We start from the raw sequence: 17181 nt of genomic DNA, 5'->3' as shown, positions 1-17181 counted from the left end.
GCTTCAACCCGCTGAGGGCACTCCCTCCGCCAGCTCCCGGGCGATGGCCAGGGCCCCACAGGCCGCGTCTCCGGCCGGTGCGCCGAGACAGGCGCCAGGCAGCCGATCCGCCAGTGCCTGCTCGAACTGCCTGCGGAACAGGGGCAGATGGCTGATCGCCCCCCCAAGGGCCGCCACCGGTGGGGCGATCAGATCCAGGGCCCGGGCCACTGCCGCCACCGACTCCGCCAGGGCCTCGCCGTGGCGCCGCAGGATCGTCAGGGCGACGCCATCGCCCGCCGCCGCGGCCTCCTCGACCGGGGGCGCCAGAGCAGCCAGCCCGGACGGCACGAATCCGGCGCTCACCGCCCGGGCCTTGATCGCCTGCGGCGCGCCGGCATCGGCGGGATCCAGATCCAGGGCCTGCCAGAGCCGCTGGCGCAGGGGTCCATCCGGCTGGCGGCCATCGGCCATCTCGAGCGTGAGGGCCAGACCGTCGCGGCCGATGTCGAAGGCGGAGCCGGCACCATCCAGCAGCCAGCCCCAGCCGGCGCAGCGGTGCTCCCGGCCCTGGCCATCGCGACCCAGGGCGATCGTGCCGGTGCCGCTGATCACAATGATTCCAGCTCCTTCGGGGAAGGCGCCGCGCAGGGCCGTGCGCTCATCCCCGCCGACCCACAGTCGCCCCGGTTCGAGAGCCAGCGCCTCCGCGGCGAGGGCCAGGCCCCTGAGCTCCACGGCGCTGTCCCGCTCAATGCCACTGGCTCCCACCGCCGCCGCCAGCAGGGCAGGCCCCCCGGTATGGCCCCCCAGCCGGGGGCAGAACAGCCTCTCCCCCGGGGCCCCCGGATCGCCCGATGCCATCGGCTCAGGACTCCGGTCAGCGGCGCTGCCGCCACCGTGGAGCCTCCGCAGGGCGTCACGCAGGCTGACGATGAGGGCCTGACGGAAGCGCTCCTCGCCCGCCGCCGCCGCCAGATGGCTGACCCCGGGGCCCTCCCCCTCGGCCAGCACCCGGCCGCTGTGCTTCTCGGCGAGCCGGCAGGTGGTGTGGGTCTGGCCTGCGTCGAAGCCGGCGATCAGAGCGGCCTGGGAGAGCCCGATCGCCGCGGCCGGCTCCTGAAGGCCGGAGTGGCCAGGGCCGGAGCCCGCGATCGCCTCAGCCATCAGCCGCGGTGCCCTGGGGCCCCTCCGCCTCACGGCGGCTCGCCCCGACGCCGCTCACCGAGGCGGCCACGGTGGCGAGGCTGAAGAGGGCGACGAGCTGCACCTCCGGCCGGAAGAAGATCGTGTCGGTGAGGCCCTGGATCGCCAGCGCCACGAACACCGCCACCGCCGCCAGGCTGGGCAGCACCAGGGGTCCATGGGAGCGCCACTGGGCCAGACCGGTGCGCACCGCGGTCAGAAACAGCCCCACCCCCGCCAGCAGGCCCGGGATGCCCGCCTCGACCGTCCATTCCAGGGGAATCGAATAGGCGCTGAGGGCGTTGAACTTGGGCTGCTGGTAAAGCGGATAGATCAGGTTGAAGGCGCTGTTGCCCGGGCCGATGCCGATCCAGGGGCGGTCCTGAATCATCTCCAGCACCGCCGTCCAGACGTTCATGCGGAAATTGTTGGAGCTGTCCTCGCGGCCCGCCACCAGGCTCATCACCCGCACCCGCAGCGGCTCCACCTGGGTGACCAGCACCACCAGAACCGCGGCACCACCGAGCACGAGCAGCACCGGCAGAGTGCGGCGCCAGAACAGGGGCCAGTGGCGAATCGCCCGCCAGATCAGCAGCAACGCCAGCGTGCCCAGGCCGGCCACCATCCCCATCCAGGCACCGCGGCTGTAGGTGAGCACCAGGGCCACCACCCCCAGCACCAGCGACACCAGGGCGAACAGCCGCTGGGGACGTCCCTGCCAGCGCAGCAACGCCACCAGGGCCAGCGGCAGGATCGGCAGCAGGTAGCCCCCCAGCAGGTTGGGGTTGTCGAGGGTGCTGTAGATGCGCACCGTGCCCTGGGCCACGGAGTTCGCATCCGACCAGCGGGCCAGGGCGCCCGGGGCGGCATAGAGCTGGCGGATGCCGATGACGCTGGTGAGCAGCTCACCCGCCAGGAGAGCCGCCGCGATCCTGTCCCACCAGAGCGGAGCGCTGGCCAGGAGCTGACGCATCAGGGCGTAGACACCCAGGTAACTCACCAGCTTGAGCAGGCCCTTGAAGGCCGCGAGGGGAACAGGCGAGAAGCCCGTGGCCAGCACCGCCAGGCCGAGCACCAGCAGCAGCCAGGCGTTGATGGCACCGATCCGCCCCGGCGGGGTGCGCAGAGCCCACAACAGCCACAGCAACCCGCAGGCCGTGATCAGCAGCGTCAGGCCGGCGCGGGTGATCACGGGAAGGCTGGCCATCAGCGCCACCAGCACCCAACCGGCCAGCAGGGGCAGATGCTCCGCCAGCCAGCCCCCGTGCCAGGAGGCCAGCAGCCCCTGCCAGCGCAGCAGCCATGGCGTTGGGAACAGCCGTGGCGATGTGGCGGAGGGGGGAGAGGACATGGAGAGGGTGGAAGGGCCAGGGCCCCTCCCTGCCGGCACGCCTGGGGCGCATGCCCTCGGCCCGGGAAGGAGGATCTGCCGGATTATCGGTGCGGCCGAGCCATTGCTCCAGGTGCGCGGCAGTGACAGCGGCAGACCGGTCTCGGACGGCTCCGGGGAAGGCAGTCTCCACGCGAGAGCACGCCCAGACCCGCCGGGATGGCCCTTCGCGAAGGGCGCCAGAGCCACACCACCCGTTGAACGGCGCAGCGCTCCCCGGTCAGACCGGTTCGGTGAGCGTCTGACCGGCGGCCTCCGCCTCCTGCAGCGCCCGCTCGAGCCGCTCCAGCGACGGCAGCGGCAGCGTGTTGCGCCGGTACAGCACCCGATACACCGGCAGTCCCTGGTCGAGCACGTAGGTCTCCCGCTCGGTCGGCACCGGCAGGGGGTTGCTCAGGCGCCAGGGGCGTGCGTCCTCGGCGGGGCGCTCAAAACAGCCGCTCAGCTCCACCAGCTGCACCATCGGCTCGATCACGGCCGGCACATCGCTCTGCACAAACAGCTCCCGGCCCGGGGCCAGGGCCGCCGCCAAACTGAGCAGCAGCGTCGGCTGCAGCACCCGCCGCTTGTGGTGCTTCTTCTTGAACCAGGGATCCGGGAACTGAATCGACACCAGGTCCAACCGGCCCTCGGGCAGCTGCGCCAGCCAGTCCTGGAGGCTGACGTTGGCGTTGCAGAACAGGTAGTGCAGGTTGGCGAGCCCCTCGGCCTGACGATCCGCCTCCGCGGCCACCACCAGGGGCCGGCGGATCTCCACCCCGAGGTGATTGCGCTGCGGCCGCCGGCGCGCCAGCTCCAGCAGACAGCGGCCGCGGGCGCAGCCGATGTCGAGGTGGAGCGGCCGGGTGGGATCAGCGAACAGATCCACCAGCGGCGGCAGGGGCCGCGGCAGCTGGTGGTAGCGACTGAGGGGATTGACGTGCTGGCGCACCATCAGGGGCGGAAGGTCGAGAGGTGAGTCGGCGGCGGAGCGATGGAGAGGGAGGGGTGAGCAGCGCGGCTCGGGCGATCCCAGCGATGGCCCAGGTCCATCTCAGCCGCCACCCTGATTCGCGAGGGATCGGTGACCCGGAATCCACATGGCCCGTGGTTCCGGGCCGGAACCCCACCGATCAGACGGCGGCGGGCAACGCCGGAGTGGCCGGGCTGCGCGGCACCAGGAAGCCCCAGCTGGCCGTGTAGCCATGCAGATGGGTGGTGCCGCCCACCGGGCCGATCTCGCCGTTGCAGAACACACCGCTGATCGGCACTGACGCGAAGGCCTCGCGGCAGAGACTCACATCACCGTCCGGGGCGCCGTAGAGGCCCTGGCCGCGGCCGAGACAGGCAAACAGAAGGGCTGCCAGCGGCGGCTCCTCCAGACGCTGCTCCAGGGCGGCGAGCAGCTGCCGGGCCTCCAGCCGCGAGGCCTCGCCGTCGCGCAGCTGAAACTGCACCTTCTGACCGACGCGCATGCGTTCGGCCACCGCCACGGCACCGTTGCGCGGGTCGACCCCGATGAGATTGCGCACCAGAAAAGCGGCGGGCTCCTGGCTCAGGCTGGCCAGGCTGAAGTCGCTGCGGCCCACTCCGAGGAACAGGGAGTTGCGCACCTGTTCACGCTCACTCGGGCTGAGATCGACCAGGATCGCCTGCAGAGCCGCCACCGGGCTGCGGCGATGCTCGCCGTCGCTCACCTCCAGCACCACATTGCGCTGAGCCTGCTCCACCTCGAGCACCGGGCCGATCGGCCGGCAGCCCTGGGCCAGCACCGGCTCGATCCGCCAGGCCCCGCCGATCAGACAGCCGACCGCTCCGGCGGCCACTCCGTCTCCGAACAGCAGCGAACCGTGGCTGGCGCTGTGGGGACAGGCGATGCCACCCACCTTGGGGACGCCGGGATAGGCGTAGTCGAGGCCGCTGATCAGGTCGTTGATGCCGGCTGCCGAGGGATCGACGAACAGCAGCAGCGACTGGCCCGCCACCGGGTCAGTGCCCAGCTGCTGGATCCAGAGTTCGGCGGGCCCGTCGAGATCGGGGAGGTTGGTGGTGTCGAGGCTGAAGGAATGCAGTTCGGCCCCAGGCAGGCGCAGCAGCGTCACCACAAGGGCTGGCTCCTGCTCGAGCTCATGGGGGGTGCCATCGGCATCGGTTCCGGCCACGCCGCCACCAAGGCAGCCCAGCCAGTGCTCGGCGCGCAGTTTCTGACGCAGGAGCGGCAGCAGACGCTGCAGATCGCTGGCGAAGCTGGCGGAAGCGAACACCAGCGCCAGATCGGCCGGGCCACAGCCGGCGAGCTGCCGGGCCACGCTCTGGACCGCCTCCTCCAGGGAGATCTCACGGGCCAGGGCCGTGCGGCACCAGGCCTGACCGGCAGGCGGCCGATCACGACGCGCCAGCCAGGGAAAGGAGGGAAAGGCAGCCATGGGCGGACCCTATCTCCCTGAGGGTGTACGGATAATGGCGCCTTCCCGAACCACCCGTCCGTGCCGGATCTGCTCTACCGCTCCCTGGTCTGGCTGGATATGCGCCTGGGGGTGCTGTTCGCGGTGGCCCTGCCCCTGGTGCTGCTGATCTGGAGCGTGCGTCGGCGCGAACCGGCGCTCCTGCGACTGCTGTCGCTTTACTGGAAGACCGCCAGCCTGATGCTGATCGCTCTGCTGCTGCTGGTCGACAGCCGGCCGATCGGCTACCCCCTGCTGGTGATCGCGCCGTTGCTCAGCCTGCTCTCGCTGTGGTTCTGGGTGGATCTCAACGAGGAGCTGGCGGACATGCCGCCCTGGCGCCCCCTGCCGCTGACGGTGCGCATCTGGCGCTGGAGCCTGACGCTGGTGTCCCTGCTCACCAGCGGCTTCGCCCTGACGGCCCTGCCCTGCCTGGGTGGCGGCCTCAGCAGCGTGGCGTGCCGCAGCTGGCTGGAGGCCCCCCAGACGCTCAACGCGTCGCTGGACCGGGTCTTCGACTTCATCTTCGGGGCGGACTGGACCCCGGCGGCCGCGGCCTTCGTCGGCTACGTGGCGCTGGTGGCCTACGCGGTGGGCCTGCTGCAGTGGCTGCTGGTGCGCCTGCCACGCCAGGGACGGGTGGCCGGCGGCTTCTGAAGGCGGCACCCGCGCCATCCCCACGATTACGGTCCGCCCGTGTCTTCGTCACGGCCATGGATCAGCCCGACCGCAGCACCGAGGTTCCGGCCTCCATCGCCGCTCTGCTGAGCGAGCTTGAGGAGCGCAGTCGCGCCCGTCCCGACCGGGTGCTCCGCCTGCGCGGCGTCCTGCCGGCAGGAGAGGCCTCAAAACCCTTCGAGCTGTTGATCTTCCGCGGCTTCTCCAGTCTCACCACCCATCCCACCGCCTTCGACCCGGACAGGCCCGCCCTGCCGGAAGGCAGCCGGATCGACAGCGCCGAACTGCTGCAGGCACCGCTGATCCCGGAGGCGGAAACGTCTCTGGCGGGACCGATGCACGTGGACGAACTGCTGTCCCCCTCCGCCTGGCAATGAACGCCTGTGGGCGGACGCGAGCGAAGTCGGACCACGCGCGGCCAGCAACGGCCACGACGGCAGGGCCTGACCACGGAGCTGACGCGCACGGGGAGTGCGCCTATCTTGCCGCCGGAGTGAAGGCGAAGAGCAGCCATCGCAGGCCATGTCCAATCTCGCCGGCAAGGCCTATGCGCTGACCGTCATCAGCCCGATGCGATTCACCTGGCTCAACAGGCTGATCTTCGCGGCGGTGCGCCTCCTCCCGGGTGCACTGTCCACCCTGCATCAGATGCGCATCATCCATTTCGCCCGCTGGGTGATCCTGCCGCGCGACCGATGGCCCGGAGCAGCGAAGGGCTGGAGAACTCGCCACGGCTACATGCTGTTCGCGAGCAACTTCAACAACACCTGGGACACCTATCTCGACGAGTTCTCTGACATCCTGGCCCGCAGTCTCGATCTGCTCTGGTATCAGGGAGTGGGCTTCCCCCGATCCGTGCCGAGCCGTCCGTTCAAGCACTACATCGACCACAACACGGTTGATGCCGGCCATTACTACAACGCCACCCCAGGCCACGCCGTCCGCGACATCCATCACGCCTTTCACGTGCGGCAGGCCATCGACACCCTGTCACGCCATCTCGACGTTCTCGAGGCCGATGCGACTCTGTCGGAACGTGACCGGGAACAGCAGTTCCGCGAACGGTTTCACGCGGCGTGGCGCACGCTCCAGAACCGCCTGCCCACCCCTGGCCCAGCCCCGCAGGTGGCCGCGGAAGTTCAGGCTCTCAACCAGGCCCGCCGCGACCGCATCGCCCGCCTCGAGGCCCTGAAGGGCAGCCATGGCTTCCAGCCACGTGTTCGGGCCGGCGGCAGCGACCACCCCGCCGCCAGCCATGCCGAGCTTTGACCGGGGCTATTACCAGTTCACCGCGCTGATCCCGCTCCGGCAGGACGGTGACGATCCGGAGATCTGGCGCTGGCATCCCATGCCCCGCTCCGCGTCCCACAGCCTGCGCGAACTGCTGGACAGCCTGCGCACGGTCGATGTCCCCCTGACCGCCCGGGAGGCACAGAGCGATGGTGCTCCTGCCCGATCGGTCCCCTTCAGCCGCAACGCCCGCACCCACTTCGCCCGGCTGGTGGTGGTCGATGACCTCGCCTACAACGGCCGACAGCAGCCCGACACCGCGATCGGCATGCTGCGCGATGTCCTCGCGGGGATGGGATGGACCGCGCTTCAGTTCGCGGAGCGTGATCAGGTCGATCATCTGCCGCAGCCCTATCTGCTGGTGCTCCTCGATTTCGATGCGCCCGACGGACAGCGCGCCAGCGTCGAGCGCTATCTGCACGAGCTGTGGTCGACGACCGAACAGGAATGGACGCTGATCCTCCGACACTGCCGTGGCTTCACGCGGGATCCGGTGCAGCGGGAGAAGTCATTCGTCGCACTGCTGGTGGAGCATGAGCTCGAGTCGACCTTCAGCTACTCCACCTACGGCTGGGCCGCCGCCAGGGTCAACCGCCGGTCCCTGAAGCCGGCGCCGGCGCCGGAGGGACAAAGGCGCCGACCCGCACGGCTGCCGGGAGTGTTGTTGATCGCGATCGTGGTGGTGATCAGCCTCAGCGTGCTGGTGGTGCACCACCCCGTGGCGGCGCTGGGCTGGCTGGCTCTGGGCCTGGGGCTGGCCATCCCCCTGCTCTGGCAGGTGCTGCTGCGCCTGGGCAACAGACCCGGTCCGGCGGAGCCGGGAACCGATCTGCGCTCGGTGCTCAAGGCGTTGTATCTGCAGAGCGCCTTCCTGGAGATGGCCGAAGCCTGGCAGAACCGCGACACCAGCGGACCCGCGTCGCTGCGGCACCACTTCCGCGATTTTCTGCATGCCGTGCAGCCCGACGATCTCGAGGCCCCCAGCCTCCGCCCGGGACAGATCCATTCCATCCGCGGCCGCACGCAGTCATGACAGCGTCTCTGGACCGAGCCGACATCCAGGGGCATGTGCTGCTGCCCTACGGACGCAACACCTATCCGATGGGCAACCTGCTGCTGTTCCATCTGCGACCGGGCGGCGGCAGGCGATCCGGCGAGCGGCCGGCAGCCGAGGCGCCTGGCTTTCTGGAGGCGCTGCTGCCCCAGATCAGCACCTCCCGGCTGGTGCGCTCCAAACGCACCCGTGGCTGGTATCAAGGCCGCGGCGACCGGCTACCCAAGTCTCCGCCGCTGACGATCAATGTGGCCTTCACCGCCCGCGGGCTGGCCGCGTTCGGGGTGCCGCAGAGCACCCTGGACGGCTTCCCGGTGGACTTCCAGGAGGGAATGCTCGCCCGCGCGGCCGTGCTCCACGATGACCCGCAGCAGTGGGATCGGGTCTGGTGCGAGGAGACGGGTGACGCCGAGATCCACCTGCTGATCCTTCTGAGGGTCAACATCGCCGGCCTGCTCCGCAAGGCCTATCAGAGCCACCCGGCCATGGCGCCCCACTCCGACGGCAGGGAACGTCCCAAGGCCGGCTACCACCCCCCGCTGATCCTCGAGCAGGCGCGCCGCATGGCCTTGAAGCGCCTGAATCTGCGCAGTGAACTGCTCATCCGCATGGCCCGCCGCCATGGTCTGGAGCTGCTGAGCGGCCACGGCTCCTCGGGCGGAGAGGGCGGCGAGGAGCGACGCTGGCAGTTCATGGAAACCCTGCTGCGCAGCCGCGCAGAGGACAGCACACCGGCCGAGGTTGACAGCCCGCAGGACCAGGGGAATCCTGACGATCTTCGCTATGGCGAATACGAACACTTCGGGTTCTTCGATGGCATCGGCGACCCCGTCTTTGCCGGTCAGCATCCACCCGAAGACGCGGATGATGAGCTGATCGGCCAGGGACGCCTCGATGCCTCGGGCTGGCATCCCCTGGCCACCGGCGAGTTTCTGCTGGGCTACCCGGATGAGGCGCAGGAACTGCCGGCGGCGGCCGTGCCGCTGAGCTTCAGCCGCAATGGAACCTTTTTGGTGGTGCGCAAGCTGCACCAGAATGTGGCCCTGTTCGAGCGCTCCCTCGTCCAGCAGCTGCCGGCGTTCCAGGCCTGGCTGGAGGAACGCAATCCTCCGGGGAGCGCCGTCGATGGCGACGCCCCGGGCCGTGAAGCGGCGGCGACCCTGCTGCGGGCAAAGCTGGTGGGCCGCTGGCCCGATGGCACCCCCCTGGTGGTCGCTCCCAGCTACGGGGAGTGGCTGCAGTTCCGGCGCCGGTTCCAGGAGCTGCGGATCGCCGCCCGCCACGACCCGGCCCTGCAGCAGGAGCTGACCGCGCTCAAGCGGCAGTTCCGCGACATCCGCTTCGAACCCGAGGACAGCGAGGGGGGACGCTGCCCCTTCACCTCCCACATCCGCCGCAGCAATCCGCGTGACAGCGGCGACCCCGCAATCGGCGATGAAGCCGGAGTGAATGAGCGGCGAAAGGCCCGTTCCGTGCTGACGAACCGGCGGCGCATGCTGCGGCGCGGCATGACCTATGGCGAACCCTGGCGGCGCCCTGCCGCGGCCGATGCGCCCCCTGAGGCTTACAGCGATGACGGTCGCGAGCGGGGGACCCTGTTCATGGCGCTGTGCACGAGCCTGTCCCGCCAGTTCGAATTCGTTCAGCAGCAGTGGCTGAACTACGGCTCCGAATTCGGCGCCGGCAACGACATCTGTCCGATCAGTGGTGTGGCCGCGTCCGAGCAGCAGCGCAGCAAGTTGATGATCGCCGCCCCCCAGGGGAGCGACCGGCCACCGTTCGTGCTGCGCCCCGCCACCGCGGTGACCTGCCGCGGTGGCGGCTATTTCTTCCTGCCCAGCCTCACCGCCCTGCGGCAGATCGCCCAGGGACTGGTGGATCCGATCTGAGCCGTACTGGGGGTCCATGGAGCACCGCTGCCCCGGTGGGCGCGGTGACAATCGCCCCGACCACCGGCTGTCCAGTCCCCTCCTCTCCGCCCCATCCATGGCCATGCCGCTCCCCCTTCCCGCTTCGCTGCTGCCGGCATGGTTCGCTTCCGCGCCGCACGGGCCGCAGGCCCTCCTGAGCTGGCTGCAGGCCCTCGGATCCTGGGCCCTCGCCCTGGGGCAAGGCCTGCTCGCCGCGATGCAGCGCAACGGCCCGCCCCCCCTGCCGGTCTGGCTGTTGTGGTTCGGGGTGCTGGTGCTGGCGATGCAGCTGCCGGGGCTGATTCCCCGGACCGGACAGCAGCTTGCGCGACTGCGGGAGCTGGCCAGCCGCCTCTGGCGCCTGTTGCTGGCTCTGGTGCGTGAGCTCCTGTGGGTCGATCCGACCCTGCGCCGCGCCCGCCATCAACGCTGGCGTCCTGTGGATGAGGAGGACTCACCACTGGGCCGGAGCCTCCGGCAGGTGCTGCTGGATCTGATCGCCCTGCCGCTGGACTGGGTGGCCAGCCTGGGGCCCCAGCGACTCCTGCGCCCGGATCCGGCAACCGAGGAGAAGGAGCAGCGCCGCCTCCGCTCCAGCGCCGCGCTGCTACCGCGGCTGCGCTGGGCCTGGGAGCGCCATGTGACTCTCTATCTGGGGCTGTCGGTGCTGCGCCTGGTGCAGCCGCGCCTCTGGCTACCCGGTGCCCTGTGGCGCCGGTTCGTGCACGCGGACAGCTATCCCGGCTTCCCGATCCGGGGGATGCTCTGGCTCACCCGCAACGCCGATGTGCGCGATGTGCTGGAGCGGCCCGAGACCTTCGAGGTGATCTACGGCCCCCGCATGCAGGAGGTGAGCCAGCCCCTGGATCCTCCCGGTGGCGAAGAGGTGCCCGGCGACCCGAGCGAGGAGGGCAATTTCCTGCTGGGCATGCAGGACACACCGCGCTACTGGCGCGACATCTCCAACATGCGGCTGGCCTTCCGGCGTGAGGATGCGGCCCTGTGCCGGCAGCTGAGCGAACGGGCGGCCGAATCGACCCTGCAGCGACTGATCAGCAGCCAGGGCCAGAGCGGCCCACTGCGCCTCGATCTACCGGTCCAGCTGGTCGTGCCGGCCCTGGAGGCGCTGGTGGGGGCCTACTTCGGCATCCCGTTGCCGCTGCGCTGCGGCGGCCGCTCCGGATCGGATCCTGCACCCGGCTCCGACCCGGGCGAGGACGAGGTGGATGTGCAGCACCTCTGGCTGGAGGATGTCTTCGACTACCTCTTCTATGACCTCAAAGGCGAGAGCAGCCGCCCCCGCGCGCTGCATGCCGCTCCGCGGGTGCGCACTGCCCTGCAACGGCTGATCCGATCTCGCAGGCAGGCGATGGAGAACGACCCCGCCGCCCGCGAGGCGGATGACGTGCTCAGCCGCTGCCTGCGCCTGCAGCGCTCCGGCACCCCCGGCATGGACGACGAGACCCTGCGGATCAATCTCACCGGGTTCCTGGTGGGGGCGATGACGCCACTGATCAACGCCACCTGCCAGGTGATGGATGTACTGCTGGAGCGTCCCCGGGCCCTGGCCCTGGCCCAGGCCGCCGCCCGGGACCCCGATCCCGACCAGACCCATGTCCGGCTGCGGGCCTGTGTGATGGAGGCGCTGCGCTTTTCCCCCGGCGATCCGGTCATCTATCGCTGGACATGCCGGGACAGCTGGGTGGGGGAGGGGTCACGCCGTCGCGCCATCCCCCGGGGCACGCTGGTCATGGCCTGGAACGCCTCGGCGATGTTCGATCCGGCCCTGGTGAGCGCCCCCTGGGCTTTCCGAACCGATCGTCCGGCGGGCGCCTATCTGCACTGGGGCCATGGCCAGCACAGCTGCGCCGGCGCCTACATCAACATGGCCGTGATTCCGGCGATCCTGGCGCCGCTGCTGCGCCGGGGCCGGCTCAGGCGCGCCGAGGGAAGCGCCGGCAGGATGCACAAGCCCGGGATCACCGTGCGCCATTTCGAGCTCCTGCTGCTGCCGATTGGGCGCGAGCGGACGCAACCCTGACAGGACCGGCACCACGGAACGGTAAGCAGACCATCGCCATGTGCGCATCTGACGCTGCAAGCCCTTGACCTCAGAAGAGATCCGATACCCTGGGCCGTGCCGGGAGAACTTGCCGCTCCGGGCGAGAGCACTCCCGCTCAACACGGGAAGAACCTGGCAGCTTGCAAGGCGTCGTCATGCCCGAACAGCCCGACGTCAACCTGGCCCGCCTTCTGCCACACGATCCAGCCGATCGCCTGCCGCTCCGCGCCGATGTGGTGGAGCTCCTGCGACGTGCCGGGGTGGAGTTCTTCCGCATCCCGATCGCCCCCGAGGGAGAGGCGATGCAGGCCTACTTCCTCTCCCCCGCCTACATCCATTGCCATTTCACCCCCACCTGGGTGGCGCAGGAGGGCTCGGCGCTCACCCTGCTGCAGGTCTTCCTCTCGAAGGTGCATCCGGAGGATCGCGAGCACATGAGCGGCGTCGCCCGCATCCTTCTCGGCAGCGAGAACCACAACTCCGATATCACCAGCAATCGCTTCCGCGGCGTCTCCGAAACCGGCCAGTGGTGCTGGTACGAGGTGCGCATGAGCGTGCGCATGGAGGGAGACCTGCGCATCTGCGAAGGCCTGATGATCAACGTCGAGGAACAGGAGGAGGCACGTCACAAGCTGGAGCGGGTCGCCTTTGAGGACCGCCTCACCGGTCTCGGCAACATGGCGGCGACGCTACGCAGCCTGCAACGACTGATCCACCCCGGCGGCGAGGCCAGGGCGATGGCGCCTCCCGATCCGGCGGACACCGCTGGTGATGCGCCGCCCAGCAGCGATCCTCAGGTCGCCAGGAACCCCGATCCCTTCGCGATCATCTGGCTGGATCTGGCCGGCTTCGGCCGCCTCAATTCACTGCTGGGGCGCAGCAAGGGTGATGAGGTGCTCATCTCCGCGGCCCGGATCCTGCGGGAGTGGATCCAGGACGGCGACCTGCTGACCCGGCCCAACTCCGACGAATTCCTGATCGTCCTGCCCGGTCGCGACAGCGACGCGGCCCTCTCGGCGGCCCAGCACCTGCAGCAGGTGCTCCCCCACCGCATGCAGTCCCACACCGATCTGCAGCGGGGGCTCAGCTTCCGGGCCGGCATCTGCAGCTACCCGCACCACGGCCAGGAGGCCGAGACCCTGCTGGGCTATGCCGCCGCCGCCCTCGACCAGGCCGCCCGCCACGCACCCGATGCCCTGGTGGTCTACAGCGAGGCGCTCACCGAGTCCGCCCGCGAGGTGATGAGCCTGGAACAGGAGCTGCAGCAGGTGCTCTCCCGCAACGAACTGCGGCTGGTGTTCCAGCCCCAGGTGGGGGCCGACGGGGCGCTGCTCGGCTGCGAGGCGCTGCTGCGCTGGCAGAGCCCCCAGCTGGGCATGGTCAGCCCGGGGCGCTTCATCCCCCTCGCCGAGGAGACCGGCCAGATCCATGGCATCGGCGCCTGGGTGATCGAGGAGGCCTGTCGCCTGCAGGCCCACTGGCGGGCAGAAGGGCTGAATCCGCCGCCGATGGGAATCAACATCTCCGCAGTCCAGCTCACCAACAGCCGCATCAGCGTGGCCGAACACCTGCTGAACTGCCTCACCAGGCATCGGCTCGATCCAGCGGCGCTGCATGTGGAGATCACCGAATCCGGAGCGCTCGAGGAGAACGGCATCCGCCAGCTCACAGCCATCCACAGTGCGGGCGTGGTTCTGGAGATCGACGACTTCGGCACCGGCTTCGCCAGCCTCAGTGCCTTGCTGCGCCTCCCAATCCACACCCTCAAGCTCGATCAGAGCTTCGTGCGCGAGATGGATACATCCGAGGCCTCGGTGGCGATCCTGCGCGCCAGCCTGGCCCTGGCCGATTCGATCGGCGCCACGGCCCTGGTGGAGGGGGTGGAGGAAAGCTGGCAGGCGGAGCAGCTGGTGGACATGGGCTATCGCCGTTTCCAGGGCTACCTGTTCAGCCGTCCCCTCGAGCACGACGCCTACACGGAGCTGCTGCGGGATCCCTCCCACCTGCGCCGCCAGGGCCAGGAGGCGGCATCGGCGCAGTCCTGACGACGGCAGCGGTGGGCCCCGGCCCCTCGGGCCTCAGCCCGTCAGGATCCCCCGGCAGCGCCCGCAGATCCGCCCCCCCTCACCGCTGGCCAGCCGGTGATCGGCCACATCGCTCTCGTAATGCCAGCAGCGCTCGCACTTCTCGCCGTCAGCCCTGGCCACCCGCACGGTGAAGCCGGCCTCGCTGGCTTCGGCCAGGGGCGCGGCCGGAGCCTCGCCACCGATGTGCAACTCCGACACCAGCAGCCAGTCCGCCAGATTGTCGACCTCGGGATGGGCGCTGGCGGCGAGGACCCGCTGCAGCTGATCCAGGGAGATCGCTGCCTCGGCCCCCTCGGCAACAGACTCCAGCTGCACCCGGGCCTCCAGGGAAGCCCCCAGACTCCCCGCCGCGCGACCGCTCTCCAGAAGCCGGTTCACCAGCGGCCGTAGATCATCACGCACCTGATGCAGGGCAGCGCTCTCCTCGTCACTGATCGCCTGCCGCCACTCCTGCGACGCTGTGGGCCAGCCTCGCTCGAACACCGAAGCCTCGGCCACGGGGTAAGGCAGGTTCTGCCAGATGTCCTCGGCCATATGGCACAGCACCGGCGCAATCAGCCCGGCCAGACGCTCCACCACCAGGGCCAGCACCGTCTGGCAGCTGCGACGGCGGAAGTCGCTGGGGCCACTGACATAGAGGCGGTCCTTGGCGATGTCGAGATAGAAGTTCGACAGATCCACCACGCAGAAGTTCTGCAGCGCCTGGAAGAAGCGGTAGAACTCGAAACGCTCGAAATCGGCGGTCACTTCATCAATCAGTGAGGCCGTGCGCTGCAGCATCCAGCGATCCAGCAGCGGCAGCTCGGCCACGGGCACCGCATCGCGGGAGGGATCAAAGTCATGCAGGTTGCCGAGCAGATAGCGGGCTGTGTTGCGCACCTTGCGATACACGTCCGCCAGCTGTTTGACAATGCCAGGGCCGAGCGGAACATCGGCGGAATAATCCACCGAGCTCACCCATAAGCGCAGCACATCCGCGCCGTAGGCCGGCTCCTGCTTTTCGTTCTTTCCACCCTCCACCAGCACGGCCGGATCGACCACATTGCCGAGTGATTTACTCATCTTTCGCCCCTTCTCATCGAGGGTGAAGCCGTGGGTGAGCACGGTTCGGTAGGGCGCGGTGCCGTTCACGGCCACCGAAGTCAACAGGCTGCTCTGGAACCAGCCGCGGTGCTGATCGCTGCCTTCGAGGTAGAGATCGGCGGGATAGCACAGTGGCGTCGTCCCATCCCCGGAACCGGTCGCGCCGTCGAGGCCACCAAGCACCCCGGCCCAGGAGGATCCCGAGTCGAACCAGACATCCATCGTGTCGGTGCCCTTGCGCCAGAGATGGGCCTCGTCGGTGTGGGAGGGCGGCAGCAGCTCGGCCTCCTCCTTCTCCCACCAGACATCGGAGCCGTGCTCAGCGATCAGGGCCTGGATATGGGCCAGGCTTCCCTCGTTCAGCAGCACTTCACCGGTCTCGCGGTGATAAAAGACAGGGATCGGCACCCCCCAGGTGCGCTGGCGTGAAATGCACCAGTCGCCGCGGTCGCGCACCATCGCCTCGATGCGGTTGCGGCCGCTCTCCGGCAGCCAGGTCACCCGGTCGATCGCCTCGAGGGCCTGCTGACGGAAGCCCTCCACCGAGGCGAACCACTGCTCGGTGGCGCGGAAGATGGTGGGTTTCTTGGTGCGCCAGTCGTAGGGATAACGGTGTGCGTAACTCTCCTGAGCCAGCAGCGCGCCGGCATCACGCAGGGCGGTGATGATCACCGCATTGGCATCCTTGAGCACGTTGAGGCCCGCAAAAGGGCCGGCCTCATCGGTGAGATTGCCGGCTTCATCCACCGGGCAGAGCACCGGCAGGCCGTATTGGCGACCGGTGTTGAAGTCATCGACGCCATGGCCCGGAGCCGTATGCACCAGACCCGTGCCCGATTCGGTGGTGATGTAGTCGCCGCCGATCACCACCGGGCTGGTGCGCTCCAGCAGCGGATGGCGGTAGCTGAGGCCCTCCAGCTCGGCACCCCTGAGGGTGAGCAGCGGCTGCAACGGCCGCTCCAGCTTCGCCTGCAGCGTCTCGACCAGCTCCTGGGCCACGACCAGGTAGCGCGGGGAACTGCCGGCACTGCTGCCATCGAGGCAGATGCAGTAATCGAGTGCCCCGTTCACCGACACCGCCAGATTGGCGGGCAGGGTCCAGGGGGTGGTGGTCCAGATCGCCACGAACAGCTGCTCGCGTCGGCCGGCGATGGGGCCGCTGATGCCCACGGCCTCCAGCCGGGCCGCCAGGCCATCAGGCAGCTCCACCACAGGGAAGGCGACGTACACGCTCGGAGAGGTGTGGCCCTCGGGATACTCCAGCTCGGCCTCAGCCAGAGCCGTGCGCGAGCTGGGGCTCCAGTGCACGGGCTTGAGGCCCCGGTAGATGTGTCCGGCCAGAACCATGCGACCGAAGACGCCGATCTGGGCCGCCTCGTAGTCCTTGTTGAGGGTGAGATAGGGGGCGTCCCAGTCGGCCCAGATGCCCCAGCGGCGGAACCCCCGGCGCTGCAGCTCCACCTGTTCGAGCGCGTAGGCATGGGCGCGGCGACGCAGATCCAGCGGGGTGAGCGAACGACGCTCGTCCTGACTGAGCCCCTGCAGCACCTTCAGCTCGATCGGCAGGCCGTGGCAGTCCCAGCCGGGCACGAAACGCGCCCGCCGGCCGCGCATCAGCGCGTGCTTGTTGATGACGTCCTTGAGAATCTTGTTGAGTGCGTGGCCCACATGCAGGGCCCCGTTGGCGTAGGGCGGCCCGTCGTGGAGCGTGAAAGGCTCGCCGGGCTGTCCATCGGGGGCACGGTTCTCACGGCTGAGACGCTCGTAGAGACGCTGGCCGGCCCAGAAGGACTGCAGTTCAGGTTCACGTTGGCGAGCATTGGCCCGCATCGCGAAGGGGGTCTGGAGCAGGTTGAGGGTGTGCTTGTAGGCCGAGCCGCCAGCAGCCTGGGGAGAGGAGGAACGATCTGAGGCGTTTCTGGCGGTCACGGCGCCTCACGAGGCTGCAGCCTGAGATTATCCCGCTTCGCCCCGCCCCCCTGGGCCGCACGCCTGGGTGAGCGGCATCCGCGCCGTCCATGGCGCGGATGCCGCCACGGG

Annotated in this window: 12 protein-coding genes; 7 read left to right on the top strand and 5 right to left on the bottom strand. The window is 69.5% G+C overall.

Annotated elements, in window-relative coordinates; translation table 11 throughout:
* Window positions 1–3: 3 nt before the first annotated feature.
* The 4 genes from H8F25_RS10705 to H8F25_RS10690 form a co-directional block, all read right to left on the bottom strand.
* Window positions 4–1146 carry a BadF/BadG/BcrA/BcrD ATPase family protein gene (locus H8F25_RS10705; RefSeq protein ID WP_197210404.1) on the bottom strand — a complete coding sequence of 381 codons (1143 nt, stop codon included), beginning with the start codon at window positions 1144–1146 and terminating at the stop codon, window positions 4–6.
* Window positions 1139–2515, bottom strand: a complete 1377-nt coding sequence (locus H8F25_RS10700; protein WP_197210403.1) for an IctB family putative bicarbonate transporter — start codon at window positions 2513–2515, stop codon at window positions 1139–1141. Before H8F25_RS10700 ends, H8F25_RS10705 begins: the two co-directional genes overlap by 8 nt.
* 259 nt (window positions 2516–2774) lie before the next feature.
* Window positions 2775–3485, bottom strand: coding sequence for a tRNA (guanosine(46)-N7)-methyltransferase TrmB (gene trmB / locus H8F25_RS10695; RefSeq protein ID WP_197213731.1), 711 nt, complete (start codon window positions 3483–3485; stop codon window positions 2775–2777).
* A gap of 181 nt (window positions 3486–3666) precedes the next feature.
* Window positions 3667–4959, bottom strand: coding sequence for an FIST N-terminal domain-containing protein (locus H8F25_RS10690; protein WP_197210402.1), 1293 nt, complete (start codon window positions 4957–4959; stop codon window positions 3667–3669).
* A 60-nt stretch (window positions 4960–5019) separates the two neighbouring features.
* Here H8F25_RS10690 and H8F25_RS10685 point away from each other — a divergent pair, with 60 nt between their 5' ends.
* The 7 genes from H8F25_RS10685 (at window position 5020) to H8F25_RS10655 (ending at window position 14016) form a co-directional block, all read left to right on the top strand.
* Entirely contained in the window at window positions 5020–5634 is a 615-nt protein-coding gene (locus H8F25_RS10685; RefSeq protein ID WP_197210401.1) for a DUF3177 family protein, read from the top strand.
* A gap of 56 nt (window positions 5635–5690) precedes the next feature.
* On the top strand, window positions 5691–6032 hold the full coding sequence (locus H8F25_RS10680; RefSeq protein ID WP_197210400.1) for a hypothetical protein: 342 nt from the start codon (window positions 5691–5693) through the stop codon (window positions 6030–6032).
* Window positions 6033–6177: 145 nt separating this feature from the next.
* Window positions 6178–6924 carry a hypothetical protein gene (locus H8F25_RS10675; protein ID WP_197210399.1) on the top strand — a complete coding sequence of 249 codons (747 nt, stop codon included), beginning with the start codon at window positions 6178–6180 and terminating at the stop codon, window positions 6922–6924.
* On the top strand, window positions 6911–7978 hold the full coding sequence (locus H8F25_RS10670; protein ID WP_231596769.1) for a hypothetical protein: 1068 nt from the start codon (window positions 6911–6913) through the stop codon (window positions 7976–7978). Before H8F25_RS10675 ends, H8F25_RS10670 begins: the two co-directional genes overlap by 14 nt.
* The gene (locus H8F25_RS10665; RefSeq protein WP_197210397.1) at window positions 7975–9888 is read left to right on the top strand and encodes a hypothetical protein; all 1914 of its coding nucleotides are present in this window, start codon (window positions 7975–7977) and stop codon (window positions 9886–9888) included. Before H8F25_RS10670 ends, H8F25_RS10665 begins: the two co-directional genes overlap by 4 nt.
* A gap of 97 nt (window positions 9889–9985) precedes the next feature.
* Complete coding sequence (locus H8F25_RS10660) at window positions 9986–11950, top strand: cytochrome P450 (protein WP_231596768.1); 1965 nt, start codon at window positions 9986–9988, stop codon at window positions 11948–11950.
* Window positions 11951–12126: 176 nt separating this feature from the next.
* A complete protein-coding gene (locus H8F25_RS10655) occupies window positions 12127–14016 on the top strand; it encodes a bifunctional diguanylate cyclase/phosphodiesterase (protein WP_197210395.1) in 1890 nt (629 codons plus the stop codon).
* 33 nt (window positions 14017–14049) lie between these two features.
* Here H8F25_RS10655 and ileS read toward each other — a convergent pair whose 3' ends face one another.
* Window positions 14050–16971, bottom strand: a complete 2922-nt coding sequence (gene ileS, locus H8F25_RS10650; RefSeq protein WP_231597359.1) for an isoleucine--tRNA ligase — start codon at window positions 16969–16971, stop codon at window positions 14050–14052.
* Window positions 16972–17181: the final 210 nt, after the last annotated feature.

Origin of the sequence: Synechococcus sp. CBW1004, from assembly GCF_015840715.1 — a bacterium.
Taxonomy (GTDB): domain Bacteria; phylum Cyanobacteriota; class Cyanobacteriia; order PCC-6307; family Cyanobiaceae; genus Cyanobium.
The sequence above is the reverse complement of the archived record's forward strand: the minus strand, read 5'-3'. Positions and strand labels throughout refer to the sequence as shown.

Bases quoted from the DNA above. Each gene is read 5' to 3' on its own strand.
- H8F25_RS10705 (WP_197210404.1), bottom strand. From the start codon at position 1,146: ATGGCTGAGGCGATCGCGGGCTCCGGCCCTGGCCACTCCGGCCTTCAG.
- H8F25_RS10700 (WP_197210403.1), bottom strand. From the start codon at position 2,515: ATGTCCTCTCCCCCCTCCGCCACATCGCCACGGCTGTTCCCAACGCCA.
- H8F25_RS10690 (WP_197210402.1), bottom strand. From the start codon at position 4,959: ATGGCTGCCTTTCCCTCCTTTCCCTGGCTGGCGCGTCGTGATCGGCCG.
- H8F25_RS10680 (WP_197210400.1), top strand. From the start codon at position 5,691: ATGGATCAGCCCGACCGCAGCACCGAGGTTCCGGCCTCCATCGCCGCT.
- H8F25_RS10675 (WP_197210399.1), top strand. From the start codon at position 6,178: ATGTCCAATCTCGCCGGCAAGGCCTATGCGCTGACCGTCATCAGCCCG.
- H8F25_RS10670 (WP_231596769.1), top strand. From the start codon at position 6,911: ATGCCGAGCTTTGACCGGGGCTATTACCAGTTCACCGCGCTGATCCCG.
- H8F25_RS10665 (WP_197210397.1), top strand. From the start codon at position 7,975: ATGACAGCGTCTCTGGACCGAGCCGACATCCAGGGGCATGTGCTGCTG.
- H8F25_RS10660 (WP_231596768.1), top strand. From the start codon at position 9,986: ATGGCCATGCCGCTCCCCCTTCCCGCTTCGCTGCTGCCGGCATGGTTC.
- H8F25_RS10655 (WP_197210395.1), top strand. From the start codon at position 12,127: ATGCCCGAACAGCCCGACGTCAACCTGGCCCGCCTTCTGCCACACGAT.
- ileS (WP_231597359.1), bottom strand. From the start codon at position 16,971: ATGCGGGCCAATGCTCGCCAACGTGAACCTGAACTGCAGTCCTTCTGG.